Origin of the sequence: Microbacterium sp. ET2 (assembly GCF_030347395.1) — a bacterium.
GTDB lineage: Bacteria > Actinomycetota > Actinomycetes > Actinomycetales > Microbacteriaceae > Microbacterium > Microbacterium albipurpureum.
The window spans coordinates 1,156,352-1,172,657 of the sequence record NZ_CP128170.1 but is presented as its reverse complement, the minus strand read 5'-3'; the positions used below and the strand labels follow the sequence as shown (position 1 = coordinate 1,172,657).

Below are 16,306 nucleotides of genomic sequence, written 5' to 3'. Positions count from 1 at the left end.
GCGGATGACCGCGGAGCCGGCGGCGCCGGGGAGCCGGGGCGCCTCCCCGAAGGGCATCGCGCGGCGGCGGGAGATCCTCGATCGCGCGATCGAGGTCTTCGCGCGCCGAGGGTCGGACCGAACGAGCCTCCGCGCGATCGCGAGCGAAGTGGGAGTGACCCACGCCGCCCTCCGCCACTACTTCGGGTCTCTCGAGGAGCTGCTCGTCGAGGTCTACCGCGCGTCGCAGCGGGAGCACGGCGTGCCGATGTCAAAGGACATGACGCCGACCGAGCTCATGCGGGTCTCCGCCGAACGCAACCGTGAGATTCCGGGTCTGGTTCAGCTGTACTCGACCCTCGTGGCAGCCGCGATGGAAGACGACCGGCCCGTCGCCCGAGACTTCGTGGCCTCACGCTTCGAAGGGTTGCGGGAGGCGCTCGCTGCACAGGTCTCGCGGGATCAAGCGGCCGGCAGGCTCCGAGAGGATGTCGATCCGAGGGAGGTCGCCGCTCTCGTCATCGCAGCCTCCGACGGGTTGCAATCCCAGTGGCTTCTCGAGCCCGGTCTCGATCACGCGCGGGTGCTGACGCTCCTCGACCGCCTTCTGGCGCCGTGATCGGCCGACGCCGAGCGGTCAGGACGCGAGGAACCGCAGCAGCGCCTCGTTGATCTCGTCGCCGTGGGTCCAGAGCATGCCGTGCGGCGCCCCCTCGATCTCGACGTAGGTCGCATCCGGCAGCATGTCGCGGAAGCGACGCCCCGTGGCATCGATCGGCAGGATGTTGTCGGCTGTGCCGTGCACGATGAGGGTCGGGACGTCGATCTTCTCGATGTCGGCGCGGAAGTCGGTCGGCCAGGAGAGCGGGGCCGCCGCGATCGCGGTGTTTCCCGCCCGGTTCGCGGTCTGGATGCTGGCATCCACCGCCTCCTGCGAGATGCGGGAGCCGAGGTTCTCGTCGAGGTTGTAGAAATCCTGGAAGAAGCCGGTCAGGAACGCGTACCGGTCCGTGCGGACCGCGGCCGCGGTCTCGTCGAAGAACTCCTGCGGCGCTGCTCCGTCGGGGTTCTCGTCGGTCTTCAAGAGGAAGGGCTCGAGCGAGCCGAGGAACGCGGCCTTGGACACCTGGCCGCTGCCGTAGCGGGACAGATACCGGGCGATCTCACCGGTGCCCATCGAGAATCCCACGAGCACGGCGTCTGCGAGATCGAGGCGCTTCATCAGGGCGTCGAGGTCGGAGGCGAAGGTGTCGTAGTCGTACCCGGTGCCGACCTTGCTCGACCCGCCGAACCCTCGCCGGTCGTAGGCGATGACGCGGTAACCGGCGTCCAGCAGGGCAGCCTGCTGCTTGTTCCACGACTCTCCGTCGAGGGGGAAGCCGTGGATGAGCACGACCGCCTGACCCGAGCCCTGGTCGGTGTAGAAGAGCTGGATATCGGCAGAGTTGTCGGTTCCGACGGTGACGAAGGCCATGCGAGTTCCCTCTTTCCTGTGGCGGCACCCGATGGCACCGTCCGCAAGCGTAGGACGCGGGATGCTGCGGCGGCAGGTCTTGCGCGCGGTGGGGCGGGGGAGTAGGCCCGTCAGCTCTCGCGACGCGCGCCGTCGGCAGCGGGGACCGGGAAGATCGTCGGTGCGGCGAAGCCGCGCTCCGCGAACGCCCTCCTCACCGCATCCGTCACCTCCGCGACGCGGTCGCGGTCGACGAGTGCGATCGCCGCTCCGCCGAATCCGCCGCCGGTCATCCGCGCACCGATCGCCCCGGCGTCGACGGCCGCGTCGACGGCCGCGTCGAGCTCGGGGACGGAGATCTCGAAGTCGTCGCGCATCGACGCGTGCGAGGCGAGGAGGAGGTCACCGATCGATCGCGGACCGTTGCTGCGCAGCATCCGCACCGTATCGAGCACCCGCCGGTTCTCGGTGACGACGTGACGGACGCGCCGGAAAGTGACGTCGTCGAGCGCGCGCTCCGCGCCCTCGAGGTCGGCGACGTCGAGATCGCGAAGGGAGGCGACACCGAGCGCCGCCGCGCCCGCCTCGCAGGAGGCGCGGCGCTCCCCGTACCCGCCCGAGGCGTGCGAGTGCTGCACGCGGGTGTCCATCACGAGCAGCGTCAGCCCGGCGGCATCGAAGCCGAGGTCGACGATCTCGACCTCGAGGCTGCGGCAGTCGAGCAGGATCGCCGCGTCGGCGGCGCCGAGGATCGAGGCCATCTGGTCCATGATCCCCGTGGGGGCGCCGACGGCCTCGTTCTCGGCGCGCCGCCCCACGCGGGCCAAAGCGGGGCGGTCGAGCCCGAGCTGCCACAGATCGTTCAGCGCGACGGCGACGGCGCCTTCGATGGCCGCCGACGACGACAGGCCGGCGCCGACGGGCACGTTCGACGCGATGGCGATGTCGAGCCCGGTCGCATGGGCGGCAGCCGCACAGGGGGCGGCCTCCTGCAGCGCCCAGGCGACGCCGAGCGGGTAGCGCGCCCACTCGGAGATCCGCTCGCGGGACTGCGGGAACAGGTCGCCGAGGTCGGCGAGGGCGATGGAGACCGGCTCGTCGGCGAACGTCGACGCGACCCGCAGCACGCCTCCATCGTTCGGCGCGACGGCTGCGACGGTGCGGTGGGGGATCGCCAGCGGCAGCACGAATCCGTCGTTGTAATCGGTGTGCTCGCCGATCAGGTTCACACGACCCGGTGACGACCAGACGCCCGAGGGCGCGACGTCGGTCAGACGGGCGAGGGCATCGAGCGCCGCCTGCCGCGGATCGAGGGCGTCGGGGGGTGCAGTGGTCACAGCTCTTCCTCGGGGACGGACGCGACGGCGTCGCGCAGGCGCGCGGCGGCGGACTCGGGGGGGATGTCCCCGATCCAGGCGCCCATCGCCGCCTCGGATCCGGCGAGGAACTTCAGCTTGTCGGCCGCGCGGCGAGGCGAGGTCAGCTGCAGGTGCAGGCGCGCGCTGTCGCGGGCGATGTGGACGGGCGCCTGGTGCCAGGCGGCGATGTAGGGAGTGGGGGAGTCGTAGAGGGCGTCGATGCCGCGGAGCAGCCGCAGATACAGCGGCGCGAGCTCATCGCGCTCGTCGGAGCTGGTCTCGGCGAAGTCGGCCACGTGGCGATGGGGCAGCAGGTGCACCTCGATCGGCCAGCGCGCGGCGAAGGGCACGAAGGCCGTCCAGTGCTCACCGCTGAGGATCACGCGGTCCGATTCCCGCTCGCTGTCGAGGATGCGTGAGAACAGGTCGGGGCCGGCCGATTCCAGCGAGCGGAGGAGCTGCTGGGTGCGCGGGGTGACGTAGGGGTAGGCGTAGATCTGCCCGTGCGGGTGGGCGAGGGTGACGCCGATGGCCTCGCCGCGGTTCTCGAAGGGGAAGACCTGCTCGATCCCGGGAAGGGCCGACAGGGCGGCGGTGCGGTCGGCCCAGGCCTCGATGACTGTGCGGGCGCGGGTCGGTGTCTGCGTGCCGAACGAACCCTCGTGGGCGGGGCTGAAGCACACCACTTCGCAGCGGCCGACGGAGCTGCGGGTGCGGCCGAGCGAGAGCTCGGCCAGATCCTCCAGGTCGCGTGGCGGGTCGACGGCGGCGGGAGCGTCGCCGTGCGCGGTGCGCAGGGCCGGACCGAACGAGGGCGACCGGTTCTCGAAGACCGCGACGTCGTACCGCGAGGGGATCTCCGACGGGTTTGCGGGCGTCTGCGGCGCGAGGGGGTCGAGCTCGGCCGGCGGGAGGAAGGCGCGGTTCTGGCGTGCTGCGGCGACCGAGATCCAGTCGCCGGTCAGAACGTCCAGGCGCATCGTGGCGGTCTCGGGCCGCGGATCCAGCGTGCGGGCGTCGATCGAGCGGTCGGGCCCGAGCGTCGTATCGGGATCGTCGAAGTAGATCAGCTCCCGACCGTCGGCGAGGCGGGTCGATCGCTTGGTGACGCCGCCGGTCAGGATTTCGGCGTCGGGGGTCGTCGACGCGACATCGGGGGCGCCGAACTCCTGCATGTTCACGTCAACACGGTACCGGAGCCCCCGTGGTAACGTCAACATGTACGGGATGCCGGAGTTGCGTCGGGGGAGTGAGGCATGCGTCGAGTGTCGATGGCCGATGTCGCCGCGGCGGCCGGGGTGTCGGGCCAGACCGTCTCGCGGGTGGTCAATGCCAGCCCGCGGGTGGATCCGGCGACGCGCTCACGGGTCGAGGAGGCCATGGCCCGGCTCGGCTATCGCCCGCACCGCGCCGCGCGTGCGCTGCGCACCGGTCGCACCCACACGATCGGCCTGGTCGTAGCCACCCTCGCCACCGTAGGGAACTCCCGCATGCTCCAGGCCGTGGCGGCAGCCGCCGCCGGGCGTGGTTACGGTCTCGCCGTCGCGACGGTGGCCGGCCCGGAGTCTGCCGATGACGCCTTCGCGCGGCTCGCCGACCAGGGAGTAGACGGCGCCGTCGTGCTGAACGAGGCGACGCCGTTCGCGGCGGCCGTTCCTGCGGCGGCGGGCTTCCGCCTGGTGCTCGTCGACGCGCCCGCCGTTCCCCGGTCACGCGCGGGAGAGTCCTCGGGAGTGCATGTCGTCCAAACCGACCATGCGGCGGGGGCCGCCGCGGCCACCGCTCACCTGCTGACCCTGGGTCATCGCCGCATCGCGCACATCGCCGGTCCGTCCGACTCGTTCGCCGCACGAGAGCGGGAGCGGGGATGGCGGACAGCGCTCGCCGAGGCCGCGCTCGAGGCACCCGCCCCGGTGCGCGGCGACTGGAGCGCGGCATCCGGTCATGCCGCCGCCCGGAGCCTGGGGGATGCCACCGCCGTGTTCGTCGCGAACGACCAGATGGCGCTCGGCGCCCTGCGGGCGCTGGCCGAGGCCGGCCGGGAGGTGCCGCGTGATGTCAGCGTGGTCGGCTTCGACGACATCGCCGATGCTGCGCAGTACCGTCCTCCGCTGACGACCGTTCGGCAGGACTTCGATGCCCTCGGCGCGCGTGCCGTCGCCGTCCTCATCGACGATGTGGAATCCACGGCCGTCACTGCGCCGGTCGTCGAGACGCTCACTCCGACGCTCATCGTCCGAGACAGCACCGCTGCCCGGCGCTGACTTGGTCAGTCGTCAGCGGTGCGCCGGGCTTCCCACCCCGTGCGGACCATCTCGTCGACGCTGTAGCGCATCTTCCAGTCGAGGTCGCGGGCGGCGAGCTCTCCGGTGGCGACGATCCGGTCGGGATCGCCGGCGCGACGCGGGCCGATCTCGGGGGTGAAGTCGATTCCGGTGACCCGTGCCATGGCGTCCATGATCTGGCGCACCGACAGGCCGTCGCCCGAGCCCAGGTTGTAGGCGGCCTCGACCGGATCGCCGGCGGCCAGACGCTGCGCGGCGACTGCGTGCGCGGCGGCGATGTCGGCGACGTGGACGTAGTCGCGCACGTTGGTGCCGTCGGGGGTGTCGTAGTCGTCGCCGTTGATGCGGGGGGTCCGGCCCTCGAGCAGCGCCTCGAAGACCAGCGGGAAGAGGTTGTGAGGTGAGGTGTCGTAGACCGACCGGTCGCCCGAGCCCACCACGTTGAAGTAGCGCAGCGAGGTGTGGCGCAGCGGCGTGGACGTCTCGGCGGTCGCGACCGCTTGGTCGCTGATCAGCCACTCGCCGATCAGCTTCGACTCGCCGTACGGGCTCGCGGGACGCTTCGGCAGGTCTTCGGTGACGAGCGGCACGTCGGGGGTGCCGTAGACCGCGGCGCTGGAGGAGAACACGAGGTTCGTCACCCCCGCGGACTCCATCGCCTCGAGCACGATGCGCGTGCCCTCGACGTTCTGTGCGTAGGTGTGCAGGGGCCGCTTCACCGAGACGCCCGCGTACTTGAAGCCCGCCACATGGATGACGCCGGCGACGGCGTACTCGCGGAGGGTGTGCTCGACGAGATCACGGTCGAGGATGCTGCCGGTGACGAACGGGACGCCGTCGGGGACGAACCCCCGGTGACCGCTGGAGAGGTCGTCGATGACGACGGGGGGAAGGCCCGCGGCATCCAGTGCTCTGACGATGTGCGCGCCGATGTAGCCGGCTCCGCCGGTGACAAGCCAAGACATGGCTCCATCCTGCCGCACCGGCGCACGCAGCTCGGGCTGCGCGGCCGCGTCGATTCCACGTCGATCCTTACAACGTTGCACAAATTCCTTGACATCGTCCGGCGACCCGACGAGCATGGGGCGCGGACGGGATTTACGACGTTGTAAATGGAGCTTCGGCGTCTCATCGGCGTGACTTCCGCCACTCCCTCCGTCCCCTCGACACGGCTGAATGTGGGCACTGCAGGCCGTGGACAGGGTGGTCGGACTCACCGAATGAGAGAGAGATCGATGAAGACGACAATGCGAGAGCGGCAGGGACGCCGCTCTTCCTGGGTGAGGCGGGTTCTCACCCTGGCGGTGGCGACAGCCGTCGCCGTTGCAGGGATCGGTGTGGCACAACCGGCCACAGCCGCCAGCGAGTGGGTGGTGTCGCAGGATGACGGCTACCTGCGCATCTCAGTTCCCAACGCAGCCGTGGAAGAGGCGATCGGCCCCGTGTCGCAGGTGGTTGTCGAAGGCAACTTCGGCCCGTCGCACAACTGGGCGCAGATCGGGCTCACACGAAGCGGCGCGAACTGGACGGCGACCTACGGGCCGTTCGACCCCGGGCTGTACTACTACCAGATCACCGGCGACGACAGCAAAGTCTTCAAGGACCCCACCAACCCCACAAGCGTCGGCTCTGAGCCGGAGTGGAGCACCTTCTTCATCCCCGGTGAATCGGCGGCGCTGCTCGCGGACGCACCGGAGCCGGCCGGAACGATCGAGACGCTGACGTACGACTCCTCGGTCGCCGGCGAAGAGCGCGAGGCGCGCGTCTGGGTGCCGCCGACCTACAAGGCGACGGGCAAGAAGTTCCCCGTCCTCTACCTGCAGCACGGCGGAGGCCAGACCTTCGGCGACTAGGTCGAGGTCGGTCGAGCCGAGCAGATCCTCGACAACCTGTGGCTGCGTGGCGAACTCGCCGACATGCTCGTCGTGATGGGCAACGGCAACGTGCCCGACTTCCCCGCGGAGCTGCTGGAGAACATCGTTCCCGCCGTCGAGGACGCGTACAACGTCTCGCCCAACAGGAAGAACCGCGCTCTGGCGGGGCTCTCGATGGGTGGCGGACAGGCGTTCGAGGTCTTCCGTGATCACCCGGGCCAGTTCGCGAGCATCGCGACATTCGGTGCCGGACGATTCGGCGATCTCAGCGACATCCCGGTTCGTCAGATGAACAACCGCACCGATCTGTTCCGGGTGTACGTCGGAAACAAGACCGACATCGCCTACAACGACGTCTACGACTCGCTCCAGGCGTTCGATGCAGCGGGACTGGAGTACCAGTTCGACGGTGTCAATCCCGACGCCGGTCACAACTGGAACGCCTGGCAGGAAAACCTGATCGACTTCGCGCCGCGGCTTTTCACGGGCGAGGCCTCCGATCCGGGGATGAGTGAGGGACACACCGCGCTGACGGAGCGTTTCGAGCCGCCCGCACCGGGAACCACGCCGACCCCGTTCATCGACGACGAGGGCTTCGTCACCTTCGAGACCACGACCGAGTTCGCCGATGCCGAGTACGTGTCGGTGTGGGCGAACTGGGCACCCGGCGGCAGCTGGCTGCGCGTGGAGATGCAGAAGGTCGGCGACCGGTGGCGCGCCACCGTCGGGCCGCTGGAGGAGAAGTTCTACCACTACCGGCTCATCGTCGATCGTCAGTCGGTGAAGGACGCCTCGAACCCCACCAGCGTCGCGTCGGAGCCGGCCTGGAGCACCTTCCTCGTCGAGGGTGAGGGCTCGCGTCTTCTCTCCGACGTGCCGGAGGGCGAGGGCGGCAACCTGGAGGTCATGACCTATCAGAGCGCCGTGGCGGGTCAGGAACGAAGCGCCTACGTCTGGACGCCTCCGGGCTATGACGCCGAGCGCGCCGCCCCGTATCCGCTGTTCGTGCTGAACCACGGCGGCGGACAGAGCTGGACGGACTGGGTCGAGGTCGGACGTGCCCGTCAGATCCTCGACAACCTCTCGCGCGACGGTGCGCTGAAGGACATGGTGGTGGTGATGCCCAACGGCAACGTCTCCAACTATCCGGCAGAGCTGCGCGAGAACGTCGTCCCGGCAGCGGAGGAGCGGTACAACATCAGCTCCGATCCTGCGAAGCGGGCGCTGGCGGGCCTGTCCGCCGGTGGTGCGCGAACCGTGTCGGTGCTGAAGGGCTATCCCGGCGAGTTCGCCTGGATCGGCACGTTCGCCGCCGGGTTCGGCAGCGCGAACGGCGTCGATGCCGAGGCGATCAACGCGGGCACCGAGCTCTACCGCCTCTACACCGGAGACATCACCGACTTCACCTACGGCTCGGTGATCAACTCTCTGCCCGTCCTGGACGAGCTCGGGATCGAGTACGAGTTCGACGGCGTCACGGTCGGCCCGCACGGTTGGGACGTGTGGCAGAAGAACCTGATCGACTTCGCGCCGCGCCTGTTCCAGTCCCTCCCCGCCGACACCACGCGTCCCGAGGCCTCCCTCGTGACGCCGGACTCGGCTGGCCCGTTCCGCGACGTCGCGCTCCGCGTCGACGCCACGGACGTGGGCGGTCTGCAGCGGATCGTCTCAAACATCTACCAGGGGAACACCCTCGTGCAGAGCACGCAGTCGGCGCTGGACGGCGCCGAGAGCGGCACGCACGAGGCGACACTCCAATTGCCCTCGGGCGACTACACCGTGAAGTACAACGCTCAGGATCTCGCGGGGAACACCTCGCAGACCGGTTCGTTCGCCTTCTCGGTCGATGTCACCGCTCCCGAGGCGACGGTCAAGCCCGAGTCGGTCGCGACCGGTGACACCTACGACACCGTCAGCTACAAGCTGTACGACGCCGTGGGCATCGACCGGGTCGAGATCAACGGGGTCGTCAAGGATCTGACGAACAACCCGTGGTCGGACGTCAACGGACTCGCTCCCGGCGTGTTCGGGGCCGTGCAGGGTGAGAACACGATGGTCGTCTACGACGTGCTGGGCAACAGCACGACGTACACCTTCGTCCTCAACTGATCGGATGCGACTGCGGCCTCCCGCCCCCACGGGAGGCCGCAGTCGTCGTCTAGGCGGTCCGATTCAGAACAGTGCTCACGGCTCGCGTTGCGATGTCGGCCGCGGATGCGTCGCCGTCATCGCCGATCCGAACCACGCGTGTCCCCATGCCCTGGAGTGCGGCGATCTCATCGGCAGCCGGGTCGCGGTCTTCCGAAAGCCCGGCTCCGAGGATCAGCCCCTGCGGGCGCTGGCCGCGGAGCGTCTGAAGGATCTTGCGCTCCCGCTCGGGGTCGCCGCCGGTCTCGGCCACGGTGAGGATCAGTCCCGCCGCCTCGGTCTCGTGCGACAGCGCCCGGGTGAGCGGACCGAATGAGGCATCGGTCATATCTCTCACCACGAAGGCGGTGATCGCCGAGGCGCCGCGCGCGATAGCCTGCGCGGCGACGTTGGCGGTGTACCCCAGCTTCGTCGCTGCTGCCTCCACGCGGACTCGGTAGCTGTCGGCGACCTTGCGGCTCGACCCGTTCAGAACGCGCGATGCAGTCGCCAACGACACCCCCGCTTCGCGGGCGACATCGTGGAGAGTGGGTGCACCTCGGGTAAGTGCGACGCTCTCGGTCACAGGCTCAGTGTATGCCCCACGGGGTCGACGTGGGCGGATGAATTCGGTACGCTCCGCCCCGGTCGATGACAGGCCGGTGAGTGAACGGGTCGGCTCAGCCTTCGAGAGCCGCCGAGACGACCGCCCGAGCCTCTTCCTGCACCTGTCGCAGGTGCTCTTCGCCGCGCAGCGACTCGGCGTACAGCTTGTAGACGTCCTCGGTGCCCGAGGGGCGGGCGGCGAACCACGCATCCGCCGTCTGCACCTTCAGCCCGCCGATGGCCGCGTCGTTCCCCGGGGCGTGCGAGAGCTTCGCGGTGATCGGGTCGCCGGCGAGTTCGGTCGCCGCAACCGCATCGGGCGACAGCTTCGACAGCTTCGCCTTCTGCTCGGGGGTCGCCGGAGCATCGACGCGCTGGTAGGCGGATGACCCGAACTCGGCCTCCAGCTCCGCGTAGCGCTCCGACGGGGTCTTCCCCGTGACCGCGAGGATCTCGGCGGCGAGCAGGCACAGCAGGATGCCGTCCTTGTCGGTCGTCCACACCGTGCCGTCCTTCCGGAGGAACGACGCGCCCGCCGACTCCTCCCCACCGAACGCGACGGAGCCGTCGAGGAGGCCCGGGACGAACCACTTGAATCCCACCGGCACCTCGTAGAGGGTCCGGCCGAGCCCGGCGACGACCTTGTCGATGATCATCGACGACACCAGGGTCTTTCCGACCGCCGCTCCGGCGGGCCAGTTCTCGCGGTGCGAGAAGAGGTAGTCGATCGCGACGGCGAGGTAGTGGTTCGGGTTCATCAGCCCCGCGTCGGGGGTGACGATGCCGTGCCGGTCGGCATCGGCGTCGTTTCCGGTGAGGATGTCGTAGTCGTGCCGCTTGGCCACGAGCGAGGCCATCGCCGATGGCGACGAGGGATCCATGCGGATCTTCTCGTCCCAGTCCAGCGTCATGAAGCGCCACGTCGGATCCACATCGGGGTTCACGACCGTCAGGTCGAGCTCGTACATCTCGGCGATGCGCGCCCAGTACTCCACCGAGGCGCCGCCGAGAGGGTCGGCGCCGATGCGCACACCGGCAGAGCGGATGACGTCGACGTCGATGATGGTGGCGAGGTCTCGCACGTACGCCTCGCGGAAGTCGTAGCTCCCGAGGGTGTCGGCGTCGATGTCGCTGTACTTCGTGCGGGCGACGCCCTCGAGGCCGGCGGCGATGAGCTCGTTCGCGCGGTTCGCGATCCAGCCGGTCGCATCGGTGTCGGCAGGCCCGCCGTGCGGCGGGTTGTATTTGAACCCGCCGTCGGCGGGAGGGTTGTGGCTCGGGGTCACCACGATGCCGTCGGCCCGGCCCGGGTCATCCGCGCCCTTTCCGCGGTTGTAGGTGAGGATCGCGTGACTGAGTGCCGGCGTCGGGACCCAGGAGTCGCGGGAGTCGACGCGGACGTCGATCCCTGAGGCGACCAGCACCTCGATCGCGCTCCGCTCAGCGGGGAGGGAGAGGCCGTGGGTGTCGCGTCCGAGGAACAGCGGGCCCTCGATGCCCGCCATCCGCCGGTAGTCGACGATCGCCTGAGTGGTGGCGAGGATGTGGTCCTCGTTGAAGCTGGTGTTCAGCGACGATCCGCGGTGGCCGCTCGTTCCGAACGCCACGCGCTGCGCGGCGACCGAGGCATCGGGTGTGCGGTCGTAGTAGGCGGAGATGAGGGCGTCGATGTCGATGAGGTCGGAGGCCTCGGCGGGCTGTCCTGCGCGCGTCATGCCCCCAGTCTGCCCGACGCGTTCTTTCGAAGCACGTGCGGTCCTTTCAGTCAGCCTGCTCACCCGCGCGTGTCGCCTCAATACGGCGCATCTCGCTGGCTAACCGAGCATTCGAGTATGCGCCGTCACTTTCGAGACCAGCAATTACCCCCCGAATGTCCGCAGTCGATTTGTTCTGGCTCAGTTTGAGCCGAGCATCGACTCGATCGATGGGAATGCGAAAGCCGGCGGTCCCGCGGGCCATCCGCGCGGCAAATTCGATGTCGATCGAAAGACTACGGGGTGCATCCACTCGGCTCTCGAAGTGGTCAACGAGGTCACCGAGGGCGCGGAGGTTTTCCTCAGCTGACAGCACGACAGGCGTGCCATAAAGATGCGCCGTCACGTGGTTCCACGTAGGGATGAAGGAACCCGAGGGGTACCAGCTCGGCGAGACGTAGCCGTGCGGGCCTTGAACAATTACGAGTACTTCACGACTTCCCAGCCGATGTAGCTCTTCGTCGGGCCTTCCTACATGCGTGATTAGGGAGATGGACTCGTCGCCAGTCTCCTCCAGAAGCGCCGGGTAGTGAGAGGCCACGACGGATCCTTCGACGGGCGAGGCGATCGTGACCCACGGATTTTCACGGATCACACGCTTGACTTCCGCAGCCTCCTCCAGCATGAACGCCGGTGTTCGCTTCACGGCTCCTCCTATCCCGACTAGCTCACGCAACAATAGCGCAAATCTGCGCAATATTCTGACAATTGCGCTATGATTTGAGGTGGATCGTCCGATAGGCGCGATTTCGGGAGAGTGAGCAGATGTTCCGACATGTCGTGATGTGGCGCGTCAATGCCGACGACACCCGCGAACGGGCCAGGATCTGCGCGCGAATCGTAGAAGCGATGTCGCCGCTTCCGGGTCAGATTCCCGAAATTCGCAGTATGCGTCTTGATCTCAATGACCTTCTCCCAGACGAGAATGCCGATCTCGTGCTCACTCTGGAATTCGACGACGCCGACGCTTTCGCGGTGTACCGTCACCATCCGTCGCATCTCGCGGTGTCGCCCAGTATCGCGGCACTGTACCGCACTCGGCTCGCCGTTGACTTCTACGTCAGGGAGTAACCCCGAGCGGGCCACCCGCCGCACGGTTGACCTGCCGGATGGCTAGGCTGAACGCCGTGACTTCCGACGCCGCCGGGCCCGAGGCATCCGTTCCCACCCGCCGGACCTACAGTTTTCTCGGCCCCGCCGGCACCTTCACCGAGGCGGCGCTCGCCCAGGTCCCCGAGGCGCGCGGACAGATCTGGCGGCCCGTGCACAACGTCGGCGAGGCGCTCTCCGATGTCATCGAAGGACGCGCGCACGCGGCGATGATCGCGATCGAGAACTCCGTCGACGGGGGCGTGTCGACCGCGCAGGACGCACTCGCCACTGTTCCAGGCCTGCGCATCATCGGCGAGTACCTGGTGCCGGTCGACTTCGTGCTCGTCGGGCGTCGAGGAGTGCGGCTCGACGACGTCTCTCTTGTGGCGGCGCACCCGGTGGCGTACGCCCAGTGCCTGCAGTGGCTCACGCGAACCCTTCCCGCCCACGCGCACATCCCGGCATCCAGCAACGTCGCCAGCGCCCTCGGCCTCTTGGACGGCACCAGCGATGCGGATGCCGCGATCGCGCCGCCGGGGATCCTCGAGCACCACGACCTCGAGCTGCTCGCGGAGAAGATCGGCGACAACCTCAACGCGGTCACCCGCTTCGTCCTCGTCGGCAAGACCGTCGCGCCGGCCGAGCCGACGGGCGCCGACAAGACGTCGCTCATCGTCGAACTGCCCGATGACCATCCAGGAGCCCTGCTGGAGATGCTCGAGCAGTTCGCCACCCGCGGGATCAATCTCTCGCTTCTCGCCTCACGTCCCATCGGCGACGAGCTCGGCCGCTACCGCTTCGTCATCGACGCCGACGGGCACGTGCACGACGAGCGCATGGCCGATGCACTGCTGGGCCTTCGCCGCTTCAGCCCGAAGGTGATCTTCCTCGGCTCCTACCCGCGGGCCGACCGAGCGGTGGTGCGCTACCCCGATCGCTACTCCGACGACGTCTTCGTCGAGGCGCGGGACTGGCTGCGAGGACTCCTCAGCGGCGAGCCCGAGACCTGATCTGCAGCGTCCTCTCCGTCTGGGATGGCGGCGTGAGCCCGATAGGTCGCGATCACCCGTGACAGATAGCGGGCGATGACCTCCTGCTCCTCGGCCGTGAAGTCGTCGAGTTCGCGGTCGACGTCCTGGATCATCGGCATCAGCATGCCCAGCGCGCGGGTGCGGGAACCCGCGGTGGGAACGACCATCACCCCGCGGCGATCGGTGGGGTGCGGTTCGCGCGTGACGTGACCGAGGGCGACGAGCCGGTCGACGGCGGTGGTCGTGGACGCCGTCGAGATGCCGAGCCGTTTCGCCAGCTCGCTCGGGGTCAGGGGGCCGGCTGTCAGCAGATGGACCATCGCCTCGAGGTCGGTCGGATTGACCGTGAGCTCTCGACGCATCCGCTCTTCGAAGAGTTCGCTGACATCGAGCACTTCCCGCAGCAGCGTCGTGGGTGCGCGGAACACAGGCGGGCCGGCGGGGGCCGGCGCTGACGAGCCATCCGCTGCGTGCACCATGTCAGTATAACTGCGCTAGTCTTCCTCATATCTAGACTGTCTAATTACATCTCTTTGATCGACACAGGAGACGACGGATGACCGGGTACGTGCGCTTCATCACCGCAGCCAAGACCTCATGGATCGTGCTTGTCCTGGCTGCCGCTGCGGCGGCGGCGCTCTTCGCATGGGGAAGCGGCGGCGAGTCCGACAACGCTCCCGCCGTGGGGCTTCCCGACTCCGCGGAGTCGGTGCAGGTCGATGAGCTGCTCGACGAGTTCCCGAGCGCCGACACCACCTCGGCGTTCCTCGTGTTCGAGGCCGAGGGCGATGAGCTCACCGCCGAGGAGCTGGAGACCATCACCGGCAATGTGTTCGGCGACCTCGTCGATTTCACCCCTGACGGGTTCGTGCCGCCGGCGCAGGTGTCGGATGACGGACGCGTCGCACTGGTCATCGTGCCGCTTGATCCCGAGACCGGCATCGAGGCGCAGTCAGAGCGTGCGCAGGAGATCCGGGATGTCGCCTCCGCCGACCTCGGCGACGACGTGCGCGTGTACTTCACCGGGCCCGAGGGCTTCGAGGTCGACCTCGCGGCGGTGTTCGCCGGGGCCGACATCACGCTGCTTCTGACGACTGTGATCGTCGTCGCGATCCTCCTCCTCATCACCTACCGCAGCCCCTGGCTGTGGCTGGTGCCGCTGACGGTGATCGGTGTCGCCGACGCGCTGGCGGGCATCGTGGCACGCAACGTCGCGGCCGCAGTCGGCGTCGAACTCGACCCGTCGATCACCGGCATCCTTTCGGTGCTCGTCTTCGGTGCCGGCACGAACTACGCCCTCCTTCTCATCGCCCGCTACCGCGACGAGCTGCGGCTTCACGAAGATCGCCGTGAGGCGATGAGACGGGCGGTGCGAGGAGCGCGCCCCGCGATCATCGCGAGCGGGTCGACCGTCGCGCTGGCCCTTGCGACGCTCCTCTTCGCCGAGCTCGCGGGCAACCGCGCCCTCGGGCTCGCGTGCGCCGTGGGGATCGTCGTCGCGATGATCTTCGCGCTCGCCGTGCTTCCGGCAGCCCTCGTGCTGTTCGGGCGAGGACTGTTCTGGCCTTATGTCCCGCGGTTCGGTTCGCGCGACGCCATCTCGCGGAGCCCCTGGGGCAAGCTCGGGCGCGCCGTCTCGCGCCGGCCCGCGATCGTGGCGATCAGCGGATTCGTCGTGCTGGGCGCGCTCGCCTCGGGCGTGTTCTTCGTGCAGACCGGTCTGTCGCAGAACGACCGGTTCCTCGACAAGCCCGAGGCGGTGGTCGGTCAGGAGATCATCGCCGACGCGTTCTCGGCGGGAGCCACCTCGCCCGCCACGGTCGTCGTGGGTCGGGATGACGCCGAGGCGGCCGTCGCAGAGCTCGAGACCCTCGACGGGGTCGACGCCGCAGTGATCGCCGAGGAGACCGACGACCTCGCGCGCATCGATGTCACGCTCGACGCCGGCGCCGAGACGCCGGAGGCGTATGCGGCCGTCACCGCGATGCGGGCCGCGCTGGACGACGTCGGCGCCGGAGACGGCCTGGTAGGCGGACTCGACGCGCGCTCGCTCGACGTCGCCGACGCGCAGGCCCGCGATCAGGCGCTCGTGATCCCGCTCATCCTGGTGCTCGTCTTCATCGTGCTGGTCGTGCTGCTGCGGGCTCTCGTCGCTCCGCTGCTGCTGCTGGTGGCGGTGGTTGTGAGCTTCTTCTCGGCGGTCGGGGCGAGCTGGTGGCTGTTCCAGACGCCGCTGTTCGGCTTCCCGGCGATCGACAACAACGTGCTGCTGTTCAGCTTCCTGTTCCTCGTCGCCCTCGGCGTGGACTACAGCATCTTCCTCATCACCCGGGCGAAGGAGGAGGCCGACCGGCTCGGCATCACCCAGGGGATGATCCGGGCGCTCGCCGCCACCGGCGCCGTCATCACCAGCGCCGGCATCCTGCTGGCCGCCGTCTTCGCCGTCCTCGGGGTGCTGCCGCTCATCACCCTCACGCAGATCGGCATCATCGTCTGCATCGGCGTGCTCATCGACACCCTGCTCGTGCGGACGGTCATCGTGCCGGCGCTGACCTTCCTGCTGCGCGATCGGGTGTGGTGGCCGCGTCGCCCGAAGCTCAGCGATGCCGACGCGTCCGCGCAGGGCGCGGACGCGTTCGCCGACCCGCTGGAGGTCGAGCGCCGGCGCGCGGCGGCCGCTGTGGAGGCGGGCGACGCTGAGGCGGGCGGCCCGTCGAAGGAGGCTCCTGCCGTGGTGGGGCGCTGAC

The 16,306-nt window shown here is 68.9% G+C and carries 15 protein-coding genes; 7 read left to right on the top strand and 8 right to left on the bottom strand.

Features of this window, described 5'->3' with window-relative positions; genetic code table 11:
• Positions 1–4 precede the first annotated feature (4 nt).
• A complete protein-coding gene (locus QSU92_RS05750; RefSeq protein ID WP_289265216.1) occupies positions 5–598 on the top strand; it encodes a TetR/AcrR family transcriptional regulator in 594 nt (197 codons plus the stop codon).
• An 18-nt stretch (positions 599–616) separates the two neighbouring features.
• On the opposite strand, the gene QSU92_RS05745 is transcribed toward QSU92_RS05750, so the two are convergent.
• The 3 genes from QSU92_RS05745 to galT form a co-directional block, all read right to left on the bottom strand.
• Positions 617–1,453 (bottom strand): alpha/beta fold hydrolase, encoded by an 837-nt coding sequence (locus tag QSU92_RS05745; protein WP_289265215.1) that lies wholly within the window; start codon positions 1,451–1,453, stop codon positions 617–619.
• 110 nt (positions 1,454–1,563) lie between these two features.
• Positions 1,564–2,769 carry a galactokinase gene (gene galK / locus QSU92_RS05740; protein WP_422880415.1) on the bottom strand — a complete coding sequence of 402 codons (1,206 nt, stop codon included), beginning with the start codon at positions 2,767–2,769 and terminating at the stop codon, positions 1,564–1,566.
• Positions 2,766–3,965, bottom strand: a complete 1,200-nt coding sequence (galT, locus tag QSU92_RS05735; protein ID WP_289265830.1) for a galactose-1-phosphate uridylyltransferase — start codon at positions 3,963–3,965, stop codon at positions 2,766–2,768. Before galT ends, galK begins: the two co-directional genes overlap by 4 nt.
• Before the next feature lie 81 nt (positions 3,966–4,046).
• Here galT and QSU92_RS05730 point away from each other — a divergent pair, with 81 nt between their 5' ends.
• On the top strand, positions 4,047–5,054 hold the full coding sequence (locus QSU92_RS05730; protein WP_289265214.1) for a LacI family DNA-binding transcriptional regulator: 1,008 nt from the start codon (positions 4,047–4,049) through the stop codon (positions 5,052–5,054).
• A 5-nt stretch (positions 5,055–5,059) separates the two neighbouring features.
• Here QSU92_RS05730 and galE read toward each other — a convergent pair whose 3' ends face one another.
• The gene (gene galE, locus QSU92_RS05725) at positions 5,060–6,040 is read right to left on the bottom strand and encodes a UDP-glucose 4-epimerase GalE (RefSeq protein WP_289265213.1); all 981 of its coding nucleotides are present in this window, start codon (positions 6,038–6,040) and stop codon (positions 5,060–5,062) included.
• Between the two features lie 270 nt (positions 6,041–6,310).
• On the opposite strand from galE, the gene QSU92_RS05720 reads away from it, so the two are divergent.
• Both QSU92_RS05720 and QSU92_RS05715 read left to right on the top strand, forming a co-directional pair.
• The gene (locus QSU92_RS05720) at positions 6,311–6,928 is read left to right on the top strand and encodes a hypothetical protein (RefSeq protein ID WP_289265212.1); all 618 of its coding nucleotides are present in this window, start codon (positions 6,311–6,313) and stop codon (positions 6,926–6,928) included.
• Positions 6,929–6,991: 63 nt separating this feature from the next.
• Entirely contained in the window at positions 6,992–9,058 is a 2,067-nt protein-coding gene (locus QSU92_RS05715) for an alpha/beta hydrolase-fold protein (RefSeq protein ID WP_289265211.1), read from the top strand.
• A 49-nt stretch (positions 9,059–9,107) separates the two neighbouring features.
• Here QSU92_RS05715 and QSU92_RS05710 read toward each other — a convergent pair whose 3' ends face one another.
• From QSU92_RS05710 to QSU92_RS05700, 3 genes are all read right to left on the bottom strand, one after another.
• Positions 9,108–9,662, bottom strand: a complete 555-nt coding sequence (locus tag QSU92_RS05710; RefSeq protein ID WP_289265210.1) for a LacI family DNA-binding transcriptional regulator — start codon at positions 9,660–9,662, stop codon at positions 9,108–9,110.
• Between the two features lie 94 nt (positions 9,663–9,756).
• On the bottom strand, positions 9,757–11,397 hold the full coding sequence (gene pgm, locus QSU92_RS05705) for a phosphoglucomutase (alpha-D-glucose-1,6-bisphosphate-dependent) (protein ID WP_289265209.1): 1,641 nt from the start codon (positions 11,395–11,397) through the stop codon (positions 9,757–9,759).
• Between the two features lie 46 nt (positions 11,398–11,443).
• Entirely contained in the window at positions 11,444–12,082 is a 639-nt protein-coding gene (locus QSU92_RS05700; protein WP_289265208.1) for an FMN-binding negative transcriptional regulator, read from the bottom strand.
• 119 nt (positions 12,083–12,201) lie between these two features.
• Here QSU92_RS05700 and QSU92_RS05695 point away from each other — a divergent pair, with 119 nt between their 5' ends.
• Complete coding sequence (locus QSU92_RS05695) at positions 12,202–12,507, top strand: Dabb family protein (RefSeq protein WP_289265207.1); 306 nt, start codon at positions 12,202–12,204, stop codon at positions 12,505–12,507.
• Positions 12,508–12,563: 56 nt separating this feature from the next.
• Complete coding sequence (gene pheA / locus QSU92_RS05690; protein WP_289265206.1) at positions 12,564–13,538, top strand: prephenate dehydratase; 975 nt, start codon at positions 12,564–12,566, stop codon at positions 13,536–13,538.
• On the opposite strand, the gene QSU92_RS05685 is transcribed toward pheA, so the two are convergent.
• The gene (locus QSU92_RS05685) at positions 13,466–14,038 is read right to left on the bottom strand and encodes a MarR family winged helix-turn-helix transcriptional regulator (protein WP_289265205.1); all 573 of its coding nucleotides are present in this window, start codon (positions 14,036–14,038) and stop codon (positions 13,466–13,468) included. The genes pheA and QSU92_RS05685 overlap by 73 nt on opposite strands.
• A 77-nt stretch (positions 14,039–14,115) precedes the next feature.
• Between QSU92_RS05685 and QSU92_RS05680 the strand changes: the two genes are divergently transcribed.
• Entirely contained in the window at positions 14,116–16,305 is a 2,190-nt protein-coding gene (locus QSU92_RS05680; RefSeq protein WP_289265204.1) for an MMPL family transporter, read from the top strand.
• The last annotated feature ends 1 nt before the right edge of the window (position 16,306 follow it).